The organism is Teichococcus oryzae (assembly GCF_008386565.1).
In the GTDB taxonomy this organism is placed as follows: Bacteria; Pseudomonadota; Alphaproteobacteria; order Acetobacterales; family Acetobacteraceae; genus Pseudoroseomonas; species Pseudoroseomonas oryzae.
Window position 1 is genome coordinate 214,705 of sequence record NZ_VUKA01000005.1, and the last position, 20,504, is coordinate 235,208.

Genomic DNA, 20,504 nt, shown 5'->3' on the forward strand with positions numbered 1-20,504 from the left:
TTCTGCTGTTCAACCGCCTCATCCCTGTCCGGAGGGTCGATCCTGAGGGCGGCGTCGCCGCCGCCATCGCCTTCAGGCCGCGAGCAGCTCGTCCGCCGGGCCAAAGAACTCGTAATGGATGCGGTCGGCGGCGACGCCCGCCCGGGCCAGGCCGCTGACAAAGCTGCGCAGGAACGGCTTGGGGCCGCACAGGAAGTAGTCGGCCTCCGCCATGGGCGTGTGGCGGCTCAGCCAGTCGATGCTGATCAGCCCTGCCTCGTCGTAATCCTGGCCCTGCCGGTCCTGCGCGCGGGGCGCCTCGTAGAAGGTCTTCGCCACGATGCGGCCGCCCGAGCCTTCCGCCAGGCCGCGGACGTGATCGCGCATGGCGTGGGTCGATCCGTCGCGGGTGCCGTGGATGAAGTGGGCGGCGGCGTCGGGGCGCGCGGCGATGGTTTCCAGCATGCTCAGCAACGGCGTCAGTCCGACGCCGCCGCTGACCAGCACCACGGGCCGCACCTGCGCCTGGCGCAGGAAGAACTCGCCCGCGGGTGGCGCCACCTTCAGCACCGTGCCCGGCTCCGCCTTGTCGTGCAGCCAGCCGGAGACGATGCCCCGCGGTTCCCGCTTCACGCTGATCCGGTAGGTTTCCCCGTTCGGCGCGGAGGAGATGCTGTAGTTCCGCTTCAGCGGGTGGTGGCCCGGGATGTCCAGCCAGAAGGTCAGGTACTGGCCGGGCCGGTGCCGCAGCACTGGCGCCCCGTCAGTGGGCCGGAGCAGGAAGGAGGTGATGATGTCGCTTTCGCGCTGCTTGCCTTCCACCCGGAAGTCGCGCCAGCCGGTCCAGCCGCCGGGCGCCGAGGCCAGGCCGGAATAGATGGTCTTCTCGCGCGCGATCAGCACATTGGCCAGGTACCAGTAGGCCTCGCCCCAGGCGGCCAGGATCTCCTCCGTCGCGGCATCGCCCAGCACGTCCTGGATGGCGCCGAGCAGGGCCTCGGCCACGTAGGGATAATGCTCGGGCAGGATGTTCAGGCCGACATGCTTTTGGGCGATGCGCTCCACCGCAGGGGCCAGGGCCGCCAGCCCCTCGATGTTGCGCGCATAGGCGAGGATGGCCGTGGCGAGCGCCCGGGGCTGCGAGCCGGCATCGCCGTGATGCGACTGGTTGAACAGGTCCCGGATGGCCTCGTTCCGGAACATCCGCTCATACATGCGCCGGGTGATGGCAAGGCCGTGGGCCTCAAGCGCGGGAACCGTGGCTTTGACCACCGAGATGGTGTGGCTGCTGAGTTCGTCCGGCATGCGTCCCCCCTCCTTCTCCCCGCCTTTCGGCGCGAGGTCATTCGGTGTTGTTCGCGCAACACTTGTAACAAGGTTTCGTTTCCGCGAGCACGAACGATTCTGTGAAACTATGGCGGCGTCCTGCCGCCGCTTCTTTGCGCTCCAACAAAGAACGGATGTTTTTCCGGCGGAAAGCCTCCGGGCCGGCCGGAGGATCGGGGAATGGGCGGCGATTTACTCGTCGCCGACGATGGCCCTGACGGCGGCCGCGTCCCGGATCGCGACACGCTGGCGGCCCCCGGAAACGAGGCCCCTCCGCTCCCATTCCCGCAAGGTCCGGCTGACGGTGTGGAGCGTCGTTCCGGCCATTTCGGCGATGTCCTGCCGGGACAGCGGGAAAGCCACCTCGATGCCGCCCTCGACCGGCTGCCCGGCCTGCGCCGTCAGGCGCAGCAGCACCCAGGCGATGCGGCGCTCCACCGGCTCCGTGGCGAATTCCCGGGACCGCTGGAGCATTTCCTCCGTCCGCCCGCCCACCATCCCGAGGGCGTTGGTGGCGATCCGGGGATGGCGCTCCATCAGCTCGGCGATCATCTCCCTGGGCCAGGTGAGGAGGCGGCTGTCCACGATCGCCGTGGCGGTCGCCGGATAGGGAACCCGGCGAAAGGCGGCGACGCAGCCGGGCACGTCCCCCGGCTGCATGACGCGGATGGTGAGCGGCGCGCCGCTGCCACTCACATGGCCGATCTTCACCCATCCCGCCGTCAGGAGGTGGAGATGGGCCGGCTCCGCGCCCTGGCGGAACACCGCCTGCCCGGCGCGCGCCAGGCGCGGGGTGGCCAGGGCCGCGACCGCCTCCAGCGTTTCCCGCGGCAGGCCGTCAAAAAGCTGCGTGCGGCCCAGGAAGCCCGCATCGTCCTGCTGGAGCATGGCGCCTCCGCCTCTGTCGCTGGCGTCAGCGCGCGCGCATCGGCTCCAGCGCGGCGGACCAGCGGGCCAGCTCGCCCAGCATGGTGGCGGCGCTCTTTTCCACCAGCTCGTTGGGCCGGAACGCCTTCGAATCGTCGAGGAATTGCTGGAAGTTCGGGATCGCCACCCCTTCGGGGATCGGCATGATCTTCAGCGTGGTCAGCAGCAGCTTCACGGCCTGGGCGGCGCGCAGCCCGCCCGACACGCCGCCATAGCTGACCAGCCCGGCCGGCTTGTAGGACCATTCGGCGACCAGGTAGTCCAGCGCGTTCACCAGCGAGGGCGGCGGGAAGTAGTTGTATTCCGGCATCACGAAGACATAGGCGTCGGCCGCCGCGACGCTCGCGCTCCAGCGGCGGGTGTGCTCGTGCTGGTAGTCCCGGCTGAGGGGATGCTTGGGCTCGTCATGGACCGGCAGGGCGAAATCGGCGAGGTCCACCAGCACCGGGTCGAACCCGCCATGCTGGCGCGCGAAGCCCTCGAACCAGCGCGCGACCGAAGGGCCGAGGCGGCTGGGGCGGGTGCTGGCGATGATCACGTGGAGCTTATGGGCCAAGGCAAACCTCCGTTTCGATGCGGTGAAGGGCGCCGCGGCCCGCCCGCGTGCCTCCACCTCGCGCCTGCGGAACAGGCCGGGACGGGGACGGCGTGCCGCCCGCCGGCCCGTGCCCAAGGCGTAGCGCCTCGGGCGGCCGGGCGCCACAGCATGCGGAAGCCGCTCGCCCTGGCCGCGGCATGGGGGGCGGATGGCGCTTCCCCGGCTGGCGCCGCGCGGCGCCCGGGCCGGTGGCCTATCGCGCCGCCTGCGGAACCGGAAGCCGGGCGGCGATCATCCGGTATCCCGCCCCGTCCGGGTGGAGGCCGTCGCTGCCAACAAAGGCCGTGGTGTCGATCACCGCGTCGCCATGCCGCCCGGCCACCCTGGCGATGCCGGCGCGGATGCCGAGGTGATGCACATTCGGCAGCAGCCACACCACCTGGCCGGCCCGGATGGTTCTGCGCAGCTCCAGCAGGTTCCATTCGGTGTCGCCCTGCCAGTCATTGGCCCCCAGGCTGATGATGGCCACCTGCCCGCCGATCGCGCCGGGAAAGGCTTGCCGGTATTCCGCGCTGGTGAGGCCGGGGCGGGCCAGGACGCGGCAGGCCGGAACCATCCGAGACAGGCCGGCGGCGATGCTGTCGCCCAGGATGGTGCAGCCCCGCAAGGGCCCCGGTCCACTGGCTGGCCCATTGGCTGCTCCGGTGGCAGGATGGGTCCGGCTGCCGGCCAGCATCAGGCCGGACCCGGCGCCGCCCAGTGCGATCAGGGCCACGGCGCCGGCCATGATCCTGCGGGCCCGCGCGCGCCGTGGCGCGGCTCCGCCCCGCCATCCCGTCCGGCCCTCACGGAGCGCATCGGTCAGCGGTTGCTCGATCCAGGCGAAGCAGAGAAGGGCCACCGCGCAGCAGGCAAGGGCGCCAGCAACGGCGAAGACCGGCGGCGGCTGTTCCGGCAACAGCGTCCACAGCGCGGCCAGAACCAGAGGGTGCGAAAGATACAGGGAATAGGACGCATCGCCGAGGCGCCCTCCGAGCCGGGCCAGCAGGCGCGCGAGCCGGCCGCGGGGGAAAGGGCCGCCCGAGGCTTCCCAGCCGGCGGCGCCGGCCAGGATCAGGCAGGCGGGCACGCCCCAGACCAGGACGCGCCGGCTGTCGGCGTCATAGCCCGCATGGTCTGCCACCAGCAGCAGCGCCAGGCCGCATGCCATTGCCGCCGGCGCCGCGAGGCCCCGCGGCAGGCATCCCCGCAGGAAAAGCTGGCCGAGCCAAAGGCCGGCCAGGAATTCCAGCAGCAGGGGCGAGGTGTAGGTGAACAGCACGGCATCCCCGGGCTGCAGCAGCAGGCCCAGGCCCGGAAGCGCCAGAAACAGGCAGGTGGCGGCCCAGAGCTGTTCCGCACGCGGCAGCCGCAGAAGCGCCGCGAACCCCAGATAGAAGAACGCCGTGAGATACAGTGTCCAGCCCGGCACGAAGACGGGCCGGATCATGCCGTGGCTGTCGGCATGCGGAACCAGGAGCAGCGAGGCGATGACATGCGCCGGATCGAAGCCTGGGCCTTGCAGGAGCGCGGCGGCCATCAGCAGCGTGACGCCCCAGTAGAGGGGAAGGATGCGGATCGCGCGGCTGGCCAGGAATTCGGCGGCGCCGATGCGCCGCCGCGCCGTGGCCACCCACAGGATGAAGCCGCTGACCACAAAGAACAGGTCAGCGCCGGCCGCGCCTGTTCTGAAGCCGCCCCCGGTGGTTTCCGCGATGTGGAACAACAGCACAAGCAACGCCGCGATGGCCCGCAGCGAGCGGACGGATCGCAGCACGCCACCCGCCCCGGCCCCCACCCCATCCTGGCGGCAGGCGCGCTGGGGAGGAAGGACAACCTCGGGTTGCTTCATCAGGATTGATGCGCCTTTTCATGAGGCCGGGCATTCCTCTGCTTCCGCGCCACCCATCATAAGGGCGTGAAATCAAGCGCATTCCCGACAAAATGCCTACCTGAATCTAAACCGTTCTGGGAAAGGATCAACTCCAAATTGGATGAAAATCTCATAATTGAGATAGTCGGGGGTGTTGGGCACCGGCTGGCGGAAGCCGGGTCCCGGCGCCGGGCGAGGCGAAAGGTGGGCAGATGGATCACGTGCCGGAGGAGGCCGTCAGGCCGGCTGAGCAGAAGGCCCCGGCGCGCGGGATCTGGCCGTGCCAGGCGGCGGTGAACGCCGCGGGCATCCCGCCCGAGGCTTTCGCGCCGGGCGGCTTCGAAAGCCTGTTCTCGGACCATCACCTGCATTCCCGCCGGCGGCGCGTGGCGGTGGTCGGCGCCACCGGAGGTGCCCGCCGGCTGCTGCAAAAGCTCCGCTTCTGCCAGCCCGCCCCGGCGGTGCTGGCCGGCGTGTATGACGATCATCCGGCGGAGCCTGACTGCCAGTTCCGCGGCGTCGGGCCGGTGAAGCCGGTGGAGGCGCTGCTCGCCCAGGCCCGCCGGTGCCCGGTGGATCTCGTCGTGCTGGCCTTTCCGCCTTCCCGGCCGGACCAGATCAGCGCGGCTCTCGCCCGGCTGGACGCCCTGCCCGCCGAGATCGCCGTGATCGACGAGGGGAACGGGCATCCCGCCCCTCCGGGCCGCCGCGTCGTCCTGGCCGGCGAGCGCCTGCGGGTTCTTGTTGAGCCGCCGATCCCCCGCGCCGGCGCCTTACTGAAGCGCGGCATGGACATCGTCCTTTCCTTGTCGGCGCTGGCCTTCTGCGCGCCGCTGCTGCTGCTGATCGCCTTGCTGGTGTTTCTTGAAAGCCCGGGCGGCGTGCTGTTCCGCCAGCCGCGCGCCGGCTTCAACAACCAGCCCTTCACCATGCTGAAGTTCCGCACCACGATCGCGGAGGCGCCCGGTCAGCAAGCCGGAAATCCGCGGCCGATGCGGCTCGGGCGCTTTCTGCGGCGCTGCGGCCTCGACGAGCTGCCGCAGCTGTTGAACGTCCTGGGCGGCAGCATGTCGGTGGTGGGGCCGCGCCCGCGGGCGGCGGCGCCGCATTGTTCGCCACGGCACCGGATGAAGCCCGGCCTGACGGGCTGGGCGCAGGTCAACGAAGCCCGGGACGGCATCCACGGCCCGGAGGAGGCAGCACGGGCCGCCGCGCTGGATCTGGACTATGCGCGGCGCTGGTCGATCTGGCTCGACATCCGGATCGTGCTGCGGACCATCGGAATGGTTCTGTCCGGCCGGTGCGCGCCTTGAACCTCGCCGGGCGCCGCTGAATTCCACGGCGCCCGGGGCCGGCAGCCGGGCCGCCGCTTCGCCTCAGCGGCCGAAGCGCTCGGTCAGCTGGCCGACCACGTAGTCCAGCGTCTCGACATCGGCGAACTTCATGTCCAGGTCGAAAAGATTGGCCTTGTGGGCGGCGGGGCTGCGGTCGCCGCAGGCTTCCTCGACCAGGATGGTGCGGAAATTGTGCTGGAACGCGTCGGTCGCGCCGGCCCGCACGCAGCCCGAGGTGCTGATCCCGCAGATGATGAGGGTGTCCACCTCGTCATAGCGCAGGAACGCTTCCAGCGGCGTCGCGAAGAAGCAGCTTGGCTTGTTCTTCAGGACGATGCGGTCTTCCTCGCGCGGGGCATAGGCGGCCGGCCATTCATCGGCGCGGGGATCGCGGCTGTACTGGAAGTCCCCGGCGGTGCCGAGCTTCAGGTTCCAGATGCCGCGATAGGTCGGGTGGGTGCGGTCATCCCGGCGGCTGTAATAGATCGGCAGGCCGAGGCGGCGGAAGGTTTCCGTCAGCGCCGTGAGGGCGGCGACCATCTCCGGCATCTCGCGGCCGCATTGCGAGTATTGCGGCTCCACGAACATGTGGGTGGTGTCGATGTTCAGCAGCGCGGGCTTGCGGCCGATGCCGATCCGCCGGCCGAAGCCCGCCTTGCGGTAGGTGTCCAGTTCCTCATCCGGCACGAAGCCGCGCCATTTCTCGATCTTGTCGCTCACTGCTTTGCTCCTGGGCGTGGGTCTGTTGTCAGGCGGGGCCGGCGATCTCGGCCAGAACCTCGTCGCAGCTGCGGACGCGGCCGAACAGCCGGGCGAAGTTCTTCATGGTGGAGGCGTGGAGGTCGGCATGGGTGGTGGCGCAGGCATCCTCGACCAGCGTGACCGCGTAGCCGCGATCCGCCGCTTCCCGCGCCGTGGTTTCCACGCACATGTTCGTCGAGATGCCGCACACCGCGAGCTGGTCGCGGCCCATCGCGCGCAGGATGGAATCGATGCCCGACGACGCGAAGGCGCCGATGGTGGTCTTGTTGATGACGATGTCACCGGCCTCGGGGCGCAGCTCCTCCAGGATGGCGTTGTCGGGGCTGCCGGCATAGTTGCCGAGATCGGTGAACATCTTCCTCATATGCGCGGGCGCGTCGGAGGCATCCGGCAGCAGGGGGCCGATCTTGATGTACATGACCTTGCCGCCCGCCGCGCGGAACGCCGCCGCCAGCCGCTGCTGGTTGGGCACCACCAGGCTTTCGATGCGGCCGAAGCGGTATTCCAGGTCGGCATGCCCGCCCGGCACGTCCAGGTGCTTCCGCGCCAGCGCCCCCCGGCGCGAGCCGGTCGCGTATTGCATGTCGACCAGGACAAGGATCGCCCGCTTCGGGTCGAATGCCACGTCCCGCGTATAGGCGCCGATATAGTCGGCAGTGGTGGTGGTCATCCGCGGATGGTCTCCAGTTCGACGGGGAACGCGCCGGCCAGGTCGTCGCACTCGGCCACGTGGTAGATGGAATAACGGTAGGCCGGGCCGGTCGAGACTTCCGGCGGCGTGAAGGGAAAGGCGATGTTGCCGCCCGTGGACAGCCGGCCCGGAAAGCCATGGTGAAGCAGGTACTGCTTGGCGACGGTCACCACCGCCTTCGCCAGATCCTCCGACGATGCGACGCATTCGGCCAGGAAGAACACCTCGCCCGGCGTCGGAAGCCCGTTGCGCGCGCCGTCGAACAGCGCCGTGGCGCCGGTGCCATAAACGCGGAAGGTCAGCTCGCAGGTCTCGCCCTGCGCGACCGGCACGATTTCCGCGACCTGCCGCCGGACCCCTTCGATGATGGCGTCCCGCGCCTCGATCACCTTGGGATCGATCGAGCCCGCCAGCAGGATCGCGCGGTGGCCGCAGAACGCGGCGCCCTCGATCTTGATGCTGTGCTGGCTGGCCGGATGCCAGGTGGCGCCGCCGACGCGGACACGGCGCCCGTCGAGCGGCTCGAAGCGCGCATCCCCGACATGCAGCATGCCTTCCGGCTCATACACGGTCAGCGGGTCGGACTGTTCGTAGAGGCTGTGCGCCGAAACCGAGGTGGGTGTCGCGGCGCGGGCCGGGTTCATGCTTTCCAGGTCGAAATGGTCGCCATGCAGCGTGGCCAGCATGGCATCCCGGCCGCCCGGATCGCAGCAGATCGAGGTGCATTCGATGATCTTGGCCATGTGGACGGCCGGCCCCGCAGGGTAGCCCAGCATCAGCGGAATGGCGGCGAACACCGCCGTGTCGCAGGCGCGGCCGGCGATGACGATGTCGGGTTCGAGCTGCAGGGCGCGGATGAACGCCTCGGTCCCGGCCTGGCCCACGATGTTGGTGGCTTGGTCGATGGTCTGGCTGTCCAGCGCGGGGATGTTGCCGATCGGGCGGGTGCGGCCATCGCCCGCCATCCGCTTCAGCCAGTCGCGGTTGATGTCGGAGCGGATGGTGGCGACGCGCAGCGTCCGCCCTTCCTCCCGCGCGATGCGGCGGACGACGTCGAGCGTCTTGCCGAGATGCGCCGCCGCCCCCGCCGTTCCGGCGGTGCCCAGCACCAGGGGAACGCCGATGCTGTGCGCGCCGCTGATGACCAGCCGCAGGTCGCGGTGGGTGATGGCGGCCGCGGTGCCGAGATTGCCCGAGCCGAGGTAATAGGGCCCGACATCGATGGAGCCCATGTCGCAGCCGACGAAATGCGGCGCGCGGGCAAGGCCGGCCTTCAGGGCGGGCTCGGGGATGCCGTAGCCGAGCTGGCCGGACGCGGCGAGGGCGCGAAGCGGCTTTCCGGGCCCGAGCTTCTGTTCGAACAGCCTGGCGACGACGCTCATAGGTCCAGATCCAGCAAGGGGCGGTGCTGCTGCGCGCCATAAACGTCGCGGTCGCCCGGCGTGCCCGCGATGATCGGGCGGTCCAGGACGATCTTGATCGCATGGGCGGCGGGATAGGGGATCACGTTCACGGAGGACGGGCTGACGCCGTACCGCTCGGCGATGCGTTCGCGGGTGAGGCTGGGCGAGGTGCGGGCCGTCTCGTAGCCGGCGGGGTCGTGGAACATGAGGTCAACGGTCAGATGGGTCGGGCCCGCATTCTTGCTGCGGATCACCTTCGCCAGATCAACCAGACGCGTGGCGCTTGCCAACGGGTATTCTCCTGGATCGGGGGAAGCGAGGCGGACGGCCCGGCGGGGGCCGCCCGCTCCTGCTCAGTGCGAGGTCATGCCTCAGTGGGACGTCACGCCCGTGCGCTGCACGGCGGATTTCCAGAAATCGAAGGCGTCCGCGATGTAGTCCTTGAACGGCGCCGGCGGCATCACCTTGGTGTCCAGCCCGGCCTCGCTGTAGCGCGCCTTGATGGCGGGATCGACCAGGAACTCCGCCATGGCCCTGGCGATGCGGTCCACGACCGGCTGCGGCATGCCGGCCGGGCCGGAGATGCCGAACCAGTTCTCCGTGACCATCTCCTGGTAGCCGAGCTCCTTGAAGGTCGGGATGTCGGGAAAGGTGCCGAGGCGCTCGGGGCTGCTGATGGCCAGGGCGCGGATGGTGCCGTTGCGGATATGGGGCGCCACGGCGGGGAGGCTGTCGAACATCGACGGAACCTCGTTGGCGATCAGCGCCTGCAGCGCGGGGCCCGCCCCGCGATAGGGGATGTGGACGATGTCCACCCCGGCGTTCTTCACCAGCAGCTCCGCCACGATGTGGTTGGAGGAGCCGCTGCCGGAGGTGGCGTAGTTCAGCTTCCCCGGCTGGCGGCGCGCCGCTTCGAGGTAGTCCGTCAGGCTGGCGGCCGCGAAGGAGGGATGCACCACCAGCGTCGAATAGAAGACGCCGATCATGCCGACATGGGTGAAGTCCTTGACCGGATCGTATTCGGTTTGCGCCGGGTTCACCGCGGGCACGACGCCATGGGTGCCGACGCCGGAAACCGTGAGGGTGTAGCCATCGGCCGGGCTGCGGGCCGCGCCTGCCGTGCCGAGGCCGCCCGAGGCGCCGCCGCGATTGTCCACCACCACCGCGACGCCCAGCGCGTTCTGGAGATATTGCGCCGTCAGCCGCCCCACGATGTCGGTGGAGCCGCCGGGCGGAAAGGCCACCACCAGGCGGATGGGTCGGGACGGCCAGGCATCGGTGGCCTGGGCCCGGGCGAGGCCCGGGCAGGCCAGGGCGCCCAGTGCTGATGCCATCGCGGCACGGCGGGTAACGCGCATTCTTGGGTCCTCCACTGGTTCAGCCCCTCGGGGGTGGCTGAACCGGCTCCCGATCGATCATCCGAGCGGAGCCGAATTCCGGCACGGCAAACCAATTGTCTGCCTGTATATACAGGATGACATTTGCTGTTTCAGCTTGTCAACGGCGAACCTTTGGAGTTGAAGCCCGGCCGGCCGGGCCTTCCGGAGGAGGAAGCCAGGACCGCGCGGGAATGGTCAGGGCATCCACGGAATGGCCGGCCGGCCCGCCCGGGCATGAACCCTCCGCCGCGATCAAGTTTTTCCGTCAACGCCGTCATCGGTGACGGCCGAAAGGTCAGGTAGTTTTTGTTGTCGAAAACCAGCACGCTTCTTTCCGATGCCTTGCCGCGCTGGGCCGTGGTCGCGCAGCAGCTCGCCGCGGATATCGCCGAGGGCCGGCTGAAGGTCGGGGAAACCCTTCCCTCCGAGCTGGAGCTTTGCAGGACCTTCAACGTCAGCCGCGGGCCGGTCCGGCAGGCCTTGCGGCGCCTGCGGGACCTCGGCCTGGTGAGCGGGTCGAAGGGACGCGGCACCGAGGTCATCTCCGACCGGCCGCGGTCGGAATACGAGATGGTGCTGCGCTCGACAGCCGATGTGATGGGCTATGCGGAGCGCACCGAGCTGTCCTTCCACGGGCAGGACCGCGTGAAGCTGGAGGATGGGCTGGCCGAGGAATTCGGCGCGGATGCCGGCGTCGAGTTCATCCGGCTGAGGGGCGTGCGCCGCGCCGCGTCCGCGCGGGGGGAGGCGCTGGCCTGTTCATCGATCTATGTGCCCCTGCTTTTCGCAACCGTTCTGCAGCGGCCCGAGCTGGGGCAGGTGCCGATCTACCGGCTGATCGACCAGGAGCTGGGCGTCCGGCTGGACGAGATCCGCCAGCACGTGACGGCGGTGACGGTGTCGGACGAGGATGCGGCGCTTCTCGGGGTGCCGCCCCGGTCGCCGGGGCTGCGCATCGTCCGGCTGTTCCTGGGCGCGGAAGGGCAGCTGCTGGAGGCGACGGTGAACATTCATCCGGCCGAGCGGTTCCGTTATTCCATCCGGCTGGTGGCCATGGAGCAGGGCGATGCCGCCCCGGGCTCCCGCGCCGCCGGATAGGCCGGCGCCAGGCCGCCCCCGGCTCAGGCCGCCCCGGCGCTGTCCGGCCGGTGCAGCCGGCCGATCAACGAGGCCAGCGAGGCCGCCGGGAGGGGGCAGCTGAACAGGTATCCCTGGGCGTCGTCGCATCCCAGGAGGCGCAGAACAGCGAGTTGCTCGGCGGTTTCCACTCCCTCGGCGGTGACCGCGATGCCCAGGCTCCGCCCCATGCTGACAACGGCGCGGATCACCGCCTTCGACTCCCTCCCTTCGGGCAGGCCCGCCACAAAGGAGCGGTCGATCTTGATCTTGTGGAAGGGGAAGCGGAGCAGGTAGCCGAGCGAGGAAAAGCCCGTGCCGAAATCGTCGAGCGCCAGGCGCACGCCGAGGCCGCCCAGCTCCCGCAGAATGGAAAGGCTCGCCTGGTCGTCCTGCAACAGGGCCGATTCCGTGATCTCCAGCTCAAGCCGCTCCGGGGCGAGGCCCGATTCCGCGAGGGCATTGGCCACCATCTGCACCAGGCCGGGATTGCGGAACTGCATCGGGGACAGGTTGACGGCCACGGGGATGGGCCAGGGCCAGCGGGCCGCCTCGTGGCAGGCGGTGCGCAGGGCCCATGCGCCGATCCGCGTGATCAGCCCGCTTTCCTCCGCCGCCGGAATGAACTCGGAAGGGGGAACCATGCCGCGCAGCGGGTGCCGCCAGCGCAGCAGCGCCTCCAGGCAGGTGACGCCGGGCTGGGAGATGCCGACCAGCGGCTGGAAATGCAGGTCCAGCTCCTCCCGCTCAAGGGCGGTGCGGAGGCCGGATCGCAGCGCCTGGTCGCGCCGGATCTGCTCGTCCAGCGCCGGCTCGAAGAAGCGGAAGGTGGCGCGGCCATCGGCCTTGGCGCGGTAGAGGGCGATGTCCGCGTTGCGGATCGCCTCCTCCGGCGTGGTTCCCGGATGGGAGATCAGGGCGATGCCGATGCTGGCCCCGACCACCGCCTGCTGCTGGTCGATCTGGTAGTCCTCGCCCAGCACCTCGACAACGCGCCGGGCGAGGCAGGCCGCGTCCTCCGCGCCGCAGGGGCCGCCCTCGGGGTCAGCCTGGATGATGGCGAATTCGTCGCCGCCAAGGCGGGCCAGCAGGCTGCCCGCGGGGATGCAGTCGCGGAGCCGGCCCGCGGCCTGGCGCAGCAGCGCGTCCCCCGCCATGTGGCCGAGCGTGTCGTTGACGCCCTTGAACTGGTCCAGGTCGATGAAATGGAGCGCCACCTGCCGGCCGGAGCCGGGCGCCGCCAGCGCCTGCTCCAGCTGCCGGTGGAACAGGCGGCGGTTGGGCAGGTCCGTCAGCGGGTCGTGATAGGCCATGTAGGAGACCTGCTGCTCGGCCAGCTTGTGCTCGTGGATGTCCTCGTCCGTGCCGTACCAGCGCAGGATGCGGCCCCGTTCGTCGCGCTGCGGCGCCGCGCGCGAGCGGAACCAGCGATAGCTTCCATCCCGCAGCCGGATGCGGCTTTCCACATCGAGCGGCGTGCCGCTGTTCATGGCGCGGAACCAGCTGTTCTCCATCCGCGCCGCGTCCTCGGGATGGATGGCGACGTGCCAGCCCATGCCCATGGTCTCGGCCTGGGTCATGCCGATGATCTCGCTCCAGCGGGGGCTGATCGACACGATCTGCCCGGCCGGATCGGCGATCCAGGGGATCTGCGGGCTCAGCTCGACGGTGCAGCGGTAATTCGCCTCGCTTTCGCGCAGCGCGGCCTCGGCCTGCCGGCGCTCATGCACGTCCTCCAGCGTCCCGTACCAGCGGATGATCCGGCCCTGTTCGTCGCGGCGCGGCGCGGCGCGGGAGCGCACCCAGCGGAAATTGCGATCCGCCTGCAGAATGCGGAACTCCATGTCGAGCGGGTCGCCGCCGCGCAGCGCTGCCGCCCAGCTTGCTTCCGCGCCGGTCCGGTCCGCGGGATGGACGAGGTCGAGCCATCCCCGGCCGGCCAGGCTTCCCAGGGGCACGCCAAGGACCAGGGCGCCGCGCGGGCTGACCTCGACGATCGCGCCATCGGGCGCCGCCGTCCAGGGGATGTGCGGGCTGAGCTCCACCGTGTGCCGGTAATGGTCCTCGCTTTCGCGCAGCGCGGCCTCGGCCTGCCGGCGCTCATGCACGTCCTCCAGCGTCCCGTACCAGCGGATGATCCGGCCCTGTTCGTCGCGGCGCGGCGCGGCGCGGGAGCGCACCCAGCGATAGGCGCCATCCGCCTGCCGGATGCGAAACTCCATGTCGAGCGGGGCGCCACTGCGCAGCGCTGCCGCCCAGCTCGCCTCCGTGCCGGGCCGGTCCTCCGGGAAAACGAGGTCGCGCCACCCCCGGCCGGCCAGGCTCCCCAGGGTCACGCCGAGAACCAGGGCGCCGCGCGGGCTGACCTCGACGATCGCGCCGTCGGGCTCGGCGGTCCAGGAGATGTGCGGGCTGAGCTCCACCGCGTGCCGGTAATGGTCCTCGCTTTCGCGCAGTGCCGCCTCGGCCCGCTTACGCTCGGTGATGTCGAGGGCGGAGCACAGGACCCCGACGATCTCCCCATCGCCGCCGCGCGCCGGCTCAAGCGAGACAAGAAAAACCTGGCGCGTCCCGGACCCGCCGAGCCGCGCGCCCTGCAGCTCCAGGCCGGAAAGCTGCTCGCCCTGCAGCGCCCGTCGGAGATAGGGCTCCAGCTGTGCGGCGAGGCCGGGCATGATCCCGCCGGCGCCGCGGCCCGGATAGGCCGCCGCCGGCCCCCCCGCCATTTCGGCCATGCGGCTGTTGATGCTGACGAAGCGCAGGTCCCGGTCGATCAGGCAGAGCCCGATGGGCAGCACGTCATAGAGGGCTGCCAGCTTCAACAAGGGCCAGCCGGTTCCCTCGATCGCGCCCTCATTCCATCCGCTCCCCAGAAGCTGTTCCGTCATCGCTGGCCGCCAGATGCCTTGGTGCCAACGCCCGTCGGCGAAAGAATACCCATTCGGGGCTGAATTCCACAACTCGAGATTGCGGTTTCGGGAAATAACGCCCGTAGCGGTAAGAGGTTACTCATGGAATACGGAAAAGAACCATCCATGGTTGCGCGGCCGGCCCGGAAACACTGGCAGGCCGGATCGCCCCGCGCGGAAGCCGGTCCCGTGGCGGGAATGGCGTCAGGGACCCCAGGGGGGACCCCAGGGGGCCGGGCTTCAGCCGGGCCGTGTTCCAGGAAGGAAGCGGGCGCGTGGGAGGCCTTGTCCGGCGGGATGGCGGCCCACGCGCGATGCGCCCGGCCCGGTGGATGGCACCGGGCCGGGGCCGGCCTCAGCGAAGCCAGGCCAGCGGCACGGTGACGATCTGCGGCACCAGCACCAGCAGGAACAGCACGAAAAGCTGCGCCAGCAGGAACGGCATGACGCCGCGCATCACCGGCCCCATCTCCACCCGGGCGACGGCGCAGACCACGTTGAGCACCGATCCGACCGGCGGCGTCAGGAGGCCGATGGCGTTGTTCATGATGAACAGCACGCCGAAATACACCGGGTCGATGCCCGCCGCCCGGACCGAGGGCATCAGCACCGGCGTCAGGATCAGGATGGTGGGAACGAAGTCCAGCGCCGTGCCCACGATCACCACCAGGATCATGATGGCCAGCATCAGCAGCCGCGGGTCCCCGCTGAAGGGTTCCAGAAGGCCCTGCACCTCGGACGGGATGTCGGCGATGGTGATCATGTAGCCCGACAGCGACGCCGCCGCGACCAGGAACATCACCGCGGCCGATGTCCGCACCGCCGAGACCAGCACCCGCGGCAGGTCGCGCCAGTGCAGCTCGCGATACACCGCCATGCCGATGAACAGCGCATAGGCGGCGGCCACCACCGCGGCCTCGGTCGGCGTGAACAGCCCGAAGCGCAGGCCGCCCACGATGATCAGCGGCAGGGCCAGGGCCAGCAGCGCGTCGCGCAGCGCCTTGCGCCGCTCGGGCCAGGAGGCGCGCGGCAGCATCGCGGCGGTTTCATGCCGCGCGCAGAACCACCAGGCGATGGCGAGCGCCAGCCCCATCAGGATGCCCGGCACGATGCCCGCCAGGAACAGCGCGGTGATCGACACATTGCCGGCGACGCCGAACACGATGTAGCCGATGGAAGGCGGGATGACCGGCGCGATGATGCCGCCCGCCGCCATCAGCCCCGAGGCGCGCGGCACATTGTATCCGGCCGTGCGCATCATCGGGATCAGCACCGCCGCCAGCGCCGCCGTGTCCGCCACGGCCGAGCCGGACACGGACGCCAGAAAGATCGCCGCCACCACCGCGACATAGCCCAGCCCGCCACGGACATGGCCCAGCAGCGAGGTGCCGAGATGGACCAGCCGGCGCGACAGCCCGCCCGCCGTCATCGCCTCCCCCGCCAGGATGAAGAAGGGCACCGCCAGCAGCGCGAAGCTGTCGGCGCCGTTGATCATCTGCAGCGCCAGCGCCTGGGGGTCGAAGGCGTCCAGGTGCAGCATCAGCCCGATCGAGGACAGGATCAGCGCGAAGGCTATCGGCATGCCGAGCGCCATGGCGCCGAGCAGCAGCGCCGAGAACAGCAGCAGCGTCATGCGCCGGGCTCCAGCGCATCATCCGCGTCACGCCGTGGCGGCTCGGCGCCGCGCAGCGCCAGCAGGAAATCCGCCGCCGCCAGCAGGCACAGCCCGACGCCCGACGCCGCCGCCGCCGCATAGGCCCAGCCCAGCGGCAGGCCCGAAACGGGGGACGCATTGTCCATGTTGATCATCACCTGCGGCCAGGCGCCCCAAAGGAAGATGGCGCAGACCGCGAGGGTCAGGGCGTCCGTCAGGGCGCGGCACAGCAGCCGGCCACGGCGCGGCAGCATCCGCACCAGCGTGTCGAAGCCCAGATGCCCGCCCCGGCGCAGCACCACCACCGCGCCGAGAAAGGTCAGCCACAGGAACAGGAAACGCGAAAGCTCCTCGCTGACGATGATGCCGTCATCGAACAGGTAGCGCAGCACGACATTGCCGAACACCATGACAACCATCGCCAGCAATGCCAGCGCGAGCAGCATCTCGATCCCGGCGAAAAGACGGTCCACCGTCCGCCTCATGCGGCCAGGCCCTCGATCGCGTAGACCCGCGCGGGCGCGCCATCGGCCAAGGGGATCTTCAGCGGCGCGGCGGACAGCAGGCAGCGCGGCTCGCGCAGCGCATCGGTGTTCACCAGATACTCGATCAGCGTGACGCCACGCCGCAGCAGCACGTCATGCGTGACATGCTGGTCGAAGGGAACCTCGATCCCGTCCAGCAGCAGGCGGATCGGGTAGTCCTGGGGGAAGTCGAAGGCCACGGCGGTGGGCTCGCGCGCCGCCAGCCATTCGGCGGCGGCGCGGTTCAGCCAGGGGGCGCGCCGCCAGAATTCGGGCGTGTCGCTGTCCGCCTGCCGGCTCCAGCCGGCGGCGAGCAGCAGCATCTCCCCCGGCGGCCCGCCGGGGTCGGCGGCCGCCAGCTTCTCCGGCCCGATCTCCTCCTCCGGCGCCACATCGGCGAGGCGCAGGACGCGGCAGCGGCCGACCACCTTTTCCAGCGGCGTCTGCTCGATGGTGGGCGCGCCGGCCAGGATATGGGCCTGGGCATCGACATGGGTGAAGCCGTGGCAGGTGGCGTCCAGCCGCGTCACGCGGAACTGGTCACCGGCGGCGATGTCGCCGCTGACATTCACCTGGGTGCGCCAGCGGAAATGCGGCGCGATCGGCATGGAAAGGTCGATGATGCGCATGGACCGCCTCCCCCTCAGGCCGCCGTGCCGGCAATGGCTTCGGGCAGGCCGGCGCCGAAGCGTTCCTCGAAGTCGCGCCGCACCGGCTCGGCGACAATGGCCGCCATGGCGTCGCGGTCGGGGTTCTCCACCACGGCCATGCCGCGCTGCTTCAACTCCGCCAGCGCCTCGGCATCGGCGGCCTCGTTCATGCCGCGCTGCTGCGGCGTGATGGCCGCGGCGACGGCCATCACCGCTTCCTGATGCGCGGCCGGCAGGGCCTCGAAGCGCCGCTTGCTCATCGCCAGGATGCCGGCGGTGTAGGCGTGGCGGGTCAGGCTGAGATGCTTCTGCACCTCCCAGAAGCGGGCATTGCGGATCAGGGTGGTGGGGTTCTCCTGCCCGTCCACCGCGCGGGTTTCCAGCGCCGTGAACAGCTCGGTGAAGGGCATCGGGGCGGGATTGGCGCCGAGCAGCTGGAAGCTCTTGATGTGCGCCGGGTTGGGCGTGGTGCGGATCTTGAGGCCGCGCAGGTCGGCCGGGCCCTGCACCGCGCGGCGCGAATTGGTGACGTTGCGGAAGCCGATGTCCCAGAAGCCCAGCACATGCAGGCCATGCGATTCCAGCTCGCCCCGCAGCCCGTTGCCGATGGCGCCGTCCAGCACGGCGGCGACATGGGCGCGGTCGCGGAACAGGAAGGGCAGGTCCAGCGCGTTCAGCTTCGGCGCCAGGCCGGTGAAGAAGGGGTTGCCCGTCAGCGCGATGTCGAGCGCGCCGCTGCGGGCGGAGGCGATGATGGTCTGGTCGCTGCCGAGCACGCCATTGCCGAAGACCTGGACGGTGACCGCGCCATTGGTGCGCTCCTTCACCTGCTCGGCGAAGAGCCTGGCGCATTTTTCCCAGCTGTCGCTTTCCGGGTGGGGATGCGCGAAGCGGAGGCGGACGGCCTGCGCATGGAGGGGCCGGGCCAGGAACGGGGTGGCGAGGGCGGCGGCGATAACCGCGCGCCGGGCGATGTTGGTCATGTTCTTTGCTTTCTCGGTCAGTTTCCGCCGCCGGCCCGGCATTGCGGCCGGGCCTTGGGCCGTGGGGCCACTATCCCCCTGCCGGCGCGAAAATGAAGGGCCTGTCGCCCTGAATCTGATGCCGCGCACCAGGATGTCCTGAATCCGGACGCCGAAGGGCGGGCCTGCGCTTCAGGCCGGGCCGCGTGCCCGGCCGGAACAGGGCGCGTCCCCCGCCTGCTCAGGATCATGGCCCGGCGCCGTGGCGCCGGCGCCGCTCCAGAGGTCCGCCCCGCGCCCGAGCCAGGCCAGGCTGTCGGCCCAGAAGCTGTTCTCGAAGCGGGCATGGAACAGGCCGAAATGCCCGATCCCCGGCACGCCGAGGTCATCCGGCGCCAGCACCACCTCCCGTTGCGGCGCGTTGCGGTAATAGCGGAGGGCGCGGCGGATCGCCGGTGCGGTGCCCAGCGGATCGTCCGCAACGATGACTGCCAGGATCGGCGCCCGCACCGCCGCGAAGCGGGCGAGGATCGCCGCCCGCTGCTGCGGCGCCAGGCTGCGCTCCATGCGCGCGCGGCGGAAGCTCCATTCATTCGCGACCCCGGCCGGAAGGTCCTCCAGCCAGCCGAGGCGGCGGCCGGGAAAATAGCCGCAAAGCGCCGTCACCAGCGGCATCGCCACATGCCATTTCAGGAACAGCCCGGCCCGGTCGGCGGCCCGGTAGTCGCGCCAATAGGCATATTGCGCGCCCACGGTGAGGATGCGCCCGATGGCGGGGGCGCTGGGGGCGAAGCCCGGCAGGAAGCCGCCGATGCTGTGCCCCACCACATGCAGCGGCAGGTCCGGCCATTGCCGCCGCATGAGGCGCAGCGCCGCGTCGCAATCCAGCGTGCCCCATTGGTGCCAGCGATAACCGCAGCCGCGCAGGCTGGCCGGGCGGGACGCGCCGATGCCGCGGTAGTCATAGGTCAGCGCATGGAAGCCATGGGCGCTCAGGAACCGCGCATAACGGTGGTAGTAGCGCGCCAGCACGCCCGTGGCGGCGTTCACCACCACGGCGCCGCGCGCCGGCCCCGCGGCCCGCCAGAAATGCCCGCCCAGCCGCACGCCATCGGCGCAGGCGAGGGAAACGGCCTCCTCAACCGGCATGGGCGGTGCCCGGGGCGGCGCGCCGGCTGCGGCCCCGCCCGCGCGCCGCGAAGGCCGCCGGGCATCGGGACGGTCCGCCGCGCGGCGCGGCCGCCGCCAGAGGCGAGGCGGGACGGTCCATGGCGTTTTCCCCGCCGGGGCCGCCGTTCACAACCCGCCCGTCACGCGCAGCACCGCCCCCGTGGCGTAGGAGGCGGCGCCGGAAATCAGCCAGGCGACGGCTTCGGCGATTTCCTCCGGCTCCCCCACCCGGCCCATCGGCACGCGGGGCGCGATGCGGGCGGGGCGGCCGGGATCGCCGGCCAGGGCGTGGATGCCGGTGTTCACCGTGCCCGGCGCCACGGCGTTGACCCGGATGCCCTGCGCCGCGACCTCCCGCGCCAGCCCGAGGGTGAAGGCCTCCACCGCCGCCTTGCCGGCCGCGTAATGCACATACTCGCCCGGGCTGCCGGTTTGCGCCGCGACGGAGGAGATGTTGACGATCGAGCGCCCTTCCCCGTCCGCCGCCGCGAAGCGGCGCAGGGCGGCCTGGGCGCAGAGCATGGTGCCGATCAGGTTCACCTCCGCGACCCGGCGCATCCAGGCGGGGTCGAGGTCGCGGAAGGCGCCGAGCGGGCCGGTGATGCCGGCATTATTCACCAGCGCGTGCAGCGGCCCGAGGCGAGCCTCCGCCTCGGCGAAGAAGCTGGCGACCGATGCCTCCCGCGCCACGTCCAGCTTCAGGGCCAGGGCTTCCCCGCCCTCCCCCGCGATGGCGGCGAGCAGCGGCGCGGCGTCCTCCGGCCGGCGGCAGCCGATGGCGACGCGGTGGCCTTCCCGCGCCAGGCGGCGCGCGATGGCGGCGCCGATGCCGCTTCGGCCGCCGGTGACGATCACGAGGCGCGATCCGGGCAAGGCTGTTCTCCGCTCCATGAAGCCGATGCTGCGACGGATGATCCTGCGGCAGGAACCGGCCCGCCGTCACCTCTGCCACCACCATTTCCGCGCTTCCCGCCGGGCGGCCACCGGATCGGCGCCGATGTCGCGCAGCATCCGCGCATCCAGCTCCGCCAGCCGGCGGCGGTCGCGGCGGCGGCGCAGCCCGGCCAGCGCCACGGCCATGCCCCGCCACTGGCGGGGCGCCGCCGCCGCGAGACGGAGAAGCGGCAGGCCCAGCCGCCATTCCGGCAGGCGGAAGGGAAACGGGCCGTGCGGGGTGCCGCGCCATCCGGTGCTCATGGCAGCCACCCCGCGGCCGCCCGCGACGCGCCATCCGCCCGGGTGGTGGAAGCCGCCGCGAAAAACAGGAG

The 20,504-nt window shown here is 70.8% G+C and carries 19 protein-coding genes; 2 read left to right on the plus strand and 17 right to left on the minus strand.

Annotation, left to right across the window (positions count from 1 at the left end; translation table 11 throughout):
- Positions 1-72 precede the first annotated feature (72 nt).
- From hmpA to F0Q34_RS12805, 4 genes are all read right to left on the minus strand, one after another.
- Positions 73-1,284: an NO-inducible flavohemoprotein gene (gene hmpA, locus F0Q34_RS12790; protein ID WP_149812608.1), complete on the minus strand. Its 1,212-nt coding sequence runs from the start codon at positions 1,282-1,284 to the stop codon at positions 73-75.
- Positions 1,285-1,497: 213 nt separating this feature from the next.
- A complete protein-coding gene (locus tag F0Q34_RS12795; protein ID WP_149812609.1) occupies positions 1,498-2,193 on the minus strand; it encodes a Crp/Fnr family transcriptional regulator in 696 nt (231 codons plus the stop codon).
- Between the two features lie 25 nt (positions 2,194-2,218).
- On the minus strand, positions 2,219-2,788 hold the full coding sequence (locus tag F0Q34_RS12800) for an NADPH-dependent FMN reductase (RefSeq protein ID WP_149812610.1): 570 nt from the start codon (positions 2,786-2,788) through the stop codon (positions 2,219-2,221).
- Between the two features lie 235 nt (positions 2,789-3,023).
- Positions 3,024-4,661: an acyltransferase family protein gene (locus F0Q34_RS12805; RefSeq protein WP_149812611.1), complete on the minus strand. Its 1,638-nt coding sequence runs from the start codon at positions 4,659-4,661 to the stop codon at positions 3,024-3,026.
- A 233-nt stretch (positions 4,662-4,894) separates the two neighbouring features.
- Between F0Q34_RS12805 and F0Q34_RS12810 the strand changes: the two genes are divergently transcribed.
- Positions 4,895-5,995, plus strand: a complete 1,101-nt coding sequence (locus F0Q34_RS12810) for a sugar transferase (protein ID WP_149812612.1) — start codon at positions 4,895-4,897, stop codon at positions 5,993-5,995.
- Between the two features lie 63 nt (positions 5,996-6,058).
- Here F0Q34_RS12810 and F0Q34_RS12815 read toward each other — a convergent pair whose 3' ends face one another.
- The 5 genes from F0Q34_RS12815 to F0Q34_RS12835 form a co-directional block, all read right to left on the minus strand.
- A complete protein-coding gene (locus tag F0Q34_RS12815) occupies positions 6,059-6,736 on the minus strand; it encodes an isochorismatase family protein (RefSeq protein ID WP_149812613.1) in 678 nt (225 codons plus the stop codon).
- 28 nt (positions 6,737-6,764) lie between these two features.
- Positions 6,765-7,448: a cysteine hydrolase family protein gene (locus tag F0Q34_RS12820; RefSeq protein WP_149812614.1), complete on the minus strand. Its 684-nt coding sequence runs from the start codon at positions 7,446-7,448 to the stop codon at positions 6,765-6,767.
- Positions 7,445-8,851, minus strand: a complete 1,407-nt coding sequence (locus F0Q34_RS12825) for an acyclic terpene utilization AtuA family protein (protein ID WP_149812615.1) — start codon at positions 8,849-8,851, stop codon at positions 7,445-7,447. Before F0Q34_RS12825 ends, F0Q34_RS12820 begins: the two co-directional genes overlap by 4 nt.
- Positions 8,848-9,162 carry a DUF4387 domain-containing protein gene (locus F0Q34_RS12830; RefSeq protein ID WP_149812616.1) on the minus strand — a complete coding sequence of 105 codons (315 nt, stop codon included), beginning with the start codon at positions 9,160-9,162 and terminating at the stop codon, positions 8,848-8,850. Before F0Q34_RS12830 ends, F0Q34_RS12825 begins: the two co-directional genes overlap by 4 nt.
- Positions 9,163-9,243: 81 nt before the next feature.
- Positions 9,244-10,230, minus strand: coding sequence for a Bug family tripartite tricarboxylate transporter substrate binding protein (locus F0Q34_RS12835; RefSeq protein ID WP_149812617.1), 987 nt, complete (start codon positions 10,228-10,230; stop codon positions 9,244-9,246).
- A 330-nt stretch (positions 10,231-10,560) separates the two neighbouring features.
- Here F0Q34_RS12835 and F0Q34_RS12840 point away from each other — a divergent pair, with 330 nt between their 5' ends.
- Positions 10,561-11,349: a GntR family transcriptional regulator gene (locus tag F0Q34_RS12840; protein ID WP_161600869.1), complete on the plus strand. Its 789-nt coding sequence runs from the start codon at positions 10,561-10,563 to the stop codon at positions 11,347-11,349.
- Between the two features lie 23 nt (positions 11,350-11,372).
- Here the strand turns inward: F0Q34_RS12840 and F0Q34_RS12845 are convergent, their stop codons facing one another.
- The 8 genes from F0Q34_RS12845 to F0Q34_RS12880 all read right to left on the minus strand — a co-directional run bounded on the left by F0Q34_RS12845 (position 11,373) and on the right by F0Q34_RS12880 (position 20,433).
- Complete coding sequence (locus tag F0Q34_RS12845; protein WP_149812619.1) at positions 11,373-14,255, minus strand: EAL domain-containing protein; 2,883 nt, start codon at positions 14,253-14,255, stop codon at positions 11,373-11,375.
- A gap of 376 nt (positions 14,256-14,631) precedes the next feature.
- Positions 14,632-15,909, minus strand: a complete 1,278-nt coding sequence (locus tag F0Q34_RS12850) for a TRAP transporter large permease (protein WP_149812620.1) — start codon at positions 15,907-15,909, stop codon at positions 14,632-14,634.
- The gene (locus F0Q34_RS12855) at positions 15,906-16,403 is read right to left on the minus strand and encodes a TRAP transporter small permease (protein ID WP_149812621.1); all 498 of its coding nucleotides are present in this window, start codon (positions 16,401-16,403) and stop codon (positions 15,906-15,908) included. Before F0Q34_RS12855 ends, F0Q34_RS12850 begins: the two co-directional genes overlap by 4 nt.
- 8 nt (positions 16,404-16,411) lie before the next feature.
- A complete protein-coding gene (locus F0Q34_RS12860) occupies positions 16,412-17,083 on the minus strand; it encodes a cyclase family protein (RefSeq protein ID WP_149812622.1) in 672 nt (223 codons plus the stop codon).
- Positions 17,084-17,097: 14 nt separating this feature from the next.
- On the minus strand, positions 17,098-18,087 hold the full coding sequence (locus F0Q34_RS12865; protein ID WP_149812623.1) for a DctP family TRAP transporter solute-binding subunit: 990 nt from the start codon (positions 18,085-18,087) through the stop codon (positions 17,098-17,100).
- A gap of 171 nt (positions 18,088-18,258) precedes the next feature.
- Positions 18,259-19,215 carry an alpha/beta hydrolase family protein gene (locus F0Q34_RS12870; protein ID WP_149812624.1) on the minus strand — a complete coding sequence of 319 codons (957 nt, stop codon included), beginning with the start codon at positions 19,213-19,215 and terminating at the stop codon, positions 18,259-18,261.
- A gap of 147 nt (positions 19,216-19,362) precedes the next feature.
- The gene (locus F0Q34_RS12875) at positions 19,363-20,109 is read right to left on the minus strand and encodes an SDR family NAD(P)-dependent oxidoreductase (RefSeq protein WP_206668013.1); all 747 of its coding nucleotides are present in this window, start codon (positions 20,107-20,109) and stop codon (positions 19,363-19,365) included.
- Between the two features lie 66 nt (positions 20,110-20,175).
- The gene (locus F0Q34_RS12880) at positions 20,176-20,433 is read right to left on the minus strand and encodes a DUF1127 domain-containing protein (protein WP_149812626.1); all 258 of its coding nucleotides are present in this window, start codon (positions 20,431-20,433) and stop codon (positions 20,176-20,178) included.
- Between the last annotated feature and the right edge of the window lie 71 nt (positions 20,434-20,504).

Bases quoted from the DNA above. Each gene is read 5' to 3' on its own strand.
- F0Q34_RS12820 (WP_149812614.1), bottom strand. From the start codon at position 7,448: ATGACCACCACCACTGCCGACTATATCGGCGCCTATACGCGGGACGTG.
- F0Q34_RS12870 (WP_149812624.1), bottom strand. From the start codon at position 19,215: ATGCCGGTTGAGGAGGCCGTTTCCCTCGCCTGCGCCGATGGCGTGCGG.
- F0Q34_RS12845 (WP_149812619.1), bottom strand. From the start codon at position 14,255: ATGACGGAACAGCTTCTGGGGAGCGGATGGAATGAGGGCGCGATCGAG.
- hmpA (WP_149812608.1), bottom strand. From the start codon at position 1,284: ATGCCGGACGAACTCAGCAGCCACACCATCTCGGTGGTCAAAGCCACG.
- F0Q34_RS12860 (WP_149812622.1), bottom strand. From the start codon at position 17,083: ATGCGCATCATCGACCTTTCCATGCCGATCGCGCCGCATTTCCGCTGG.
- F0Q34_RS12825 (WP_149812615.1), bottom strand. From the start codon at position 8,851: ATGAGCGTCGTCGCCAGGCTGTTCGAACAGAAGCTCGGGCCCGGAAAG.
- F0Q34_RS12805 (WP_149812611.1), bottom strand. From the start codon at position 4,661: ATGAAGCAACCCGAGGTTGTCCTTCCTCCCCAGCGCGCCTGCCGCCAG.
- F0Q34_RS12880 (WP_149812626.1), bottom strand. From the start codon at position 20,433: ATGAGCACCGGATGGCGCGGCACCCCGCACGGCCCGTTTCCCTTCCGC.
- F0Q34_RS12810 (WP_149812612.1), top strand. From the start codon at position 4,895: ATGGATCACGTGCCGGAGGAGGCCGTCAGGCCGGCTGAGCAGAAGGCC.
- F0Q34_RS12835 (WP_149812617.1), bottom strand. From the start codon at position 10,230: ATGCGCGTTACCCGCCGTGCCGCGATGGCATCAGCACTGGGCGCCCTG.
- F0Q34_RS12865 (WP_149812623.1), bottom strand. From the start codon at position 18,087: ATGACCAACATCGCCCGGCGCGCGGTTATCGCCGCCGCCCTCGCCACC.
- F0Q34_RS12795 (WP_149812609.1), bottom strand. From the start codon at position 2,193: ATGCTCCAGCAGGACGATGCGGGCTTCCTGGGCCGCACGCAGCTTTTT.
- F0Q34_RS12850 (WP_149812620.1), bottom strand. From the start codon at position 15,909: ATGACGCTGCTGCTGTTCTCGGCGCTGCTGCTCGGCGCCATGGCGCTC.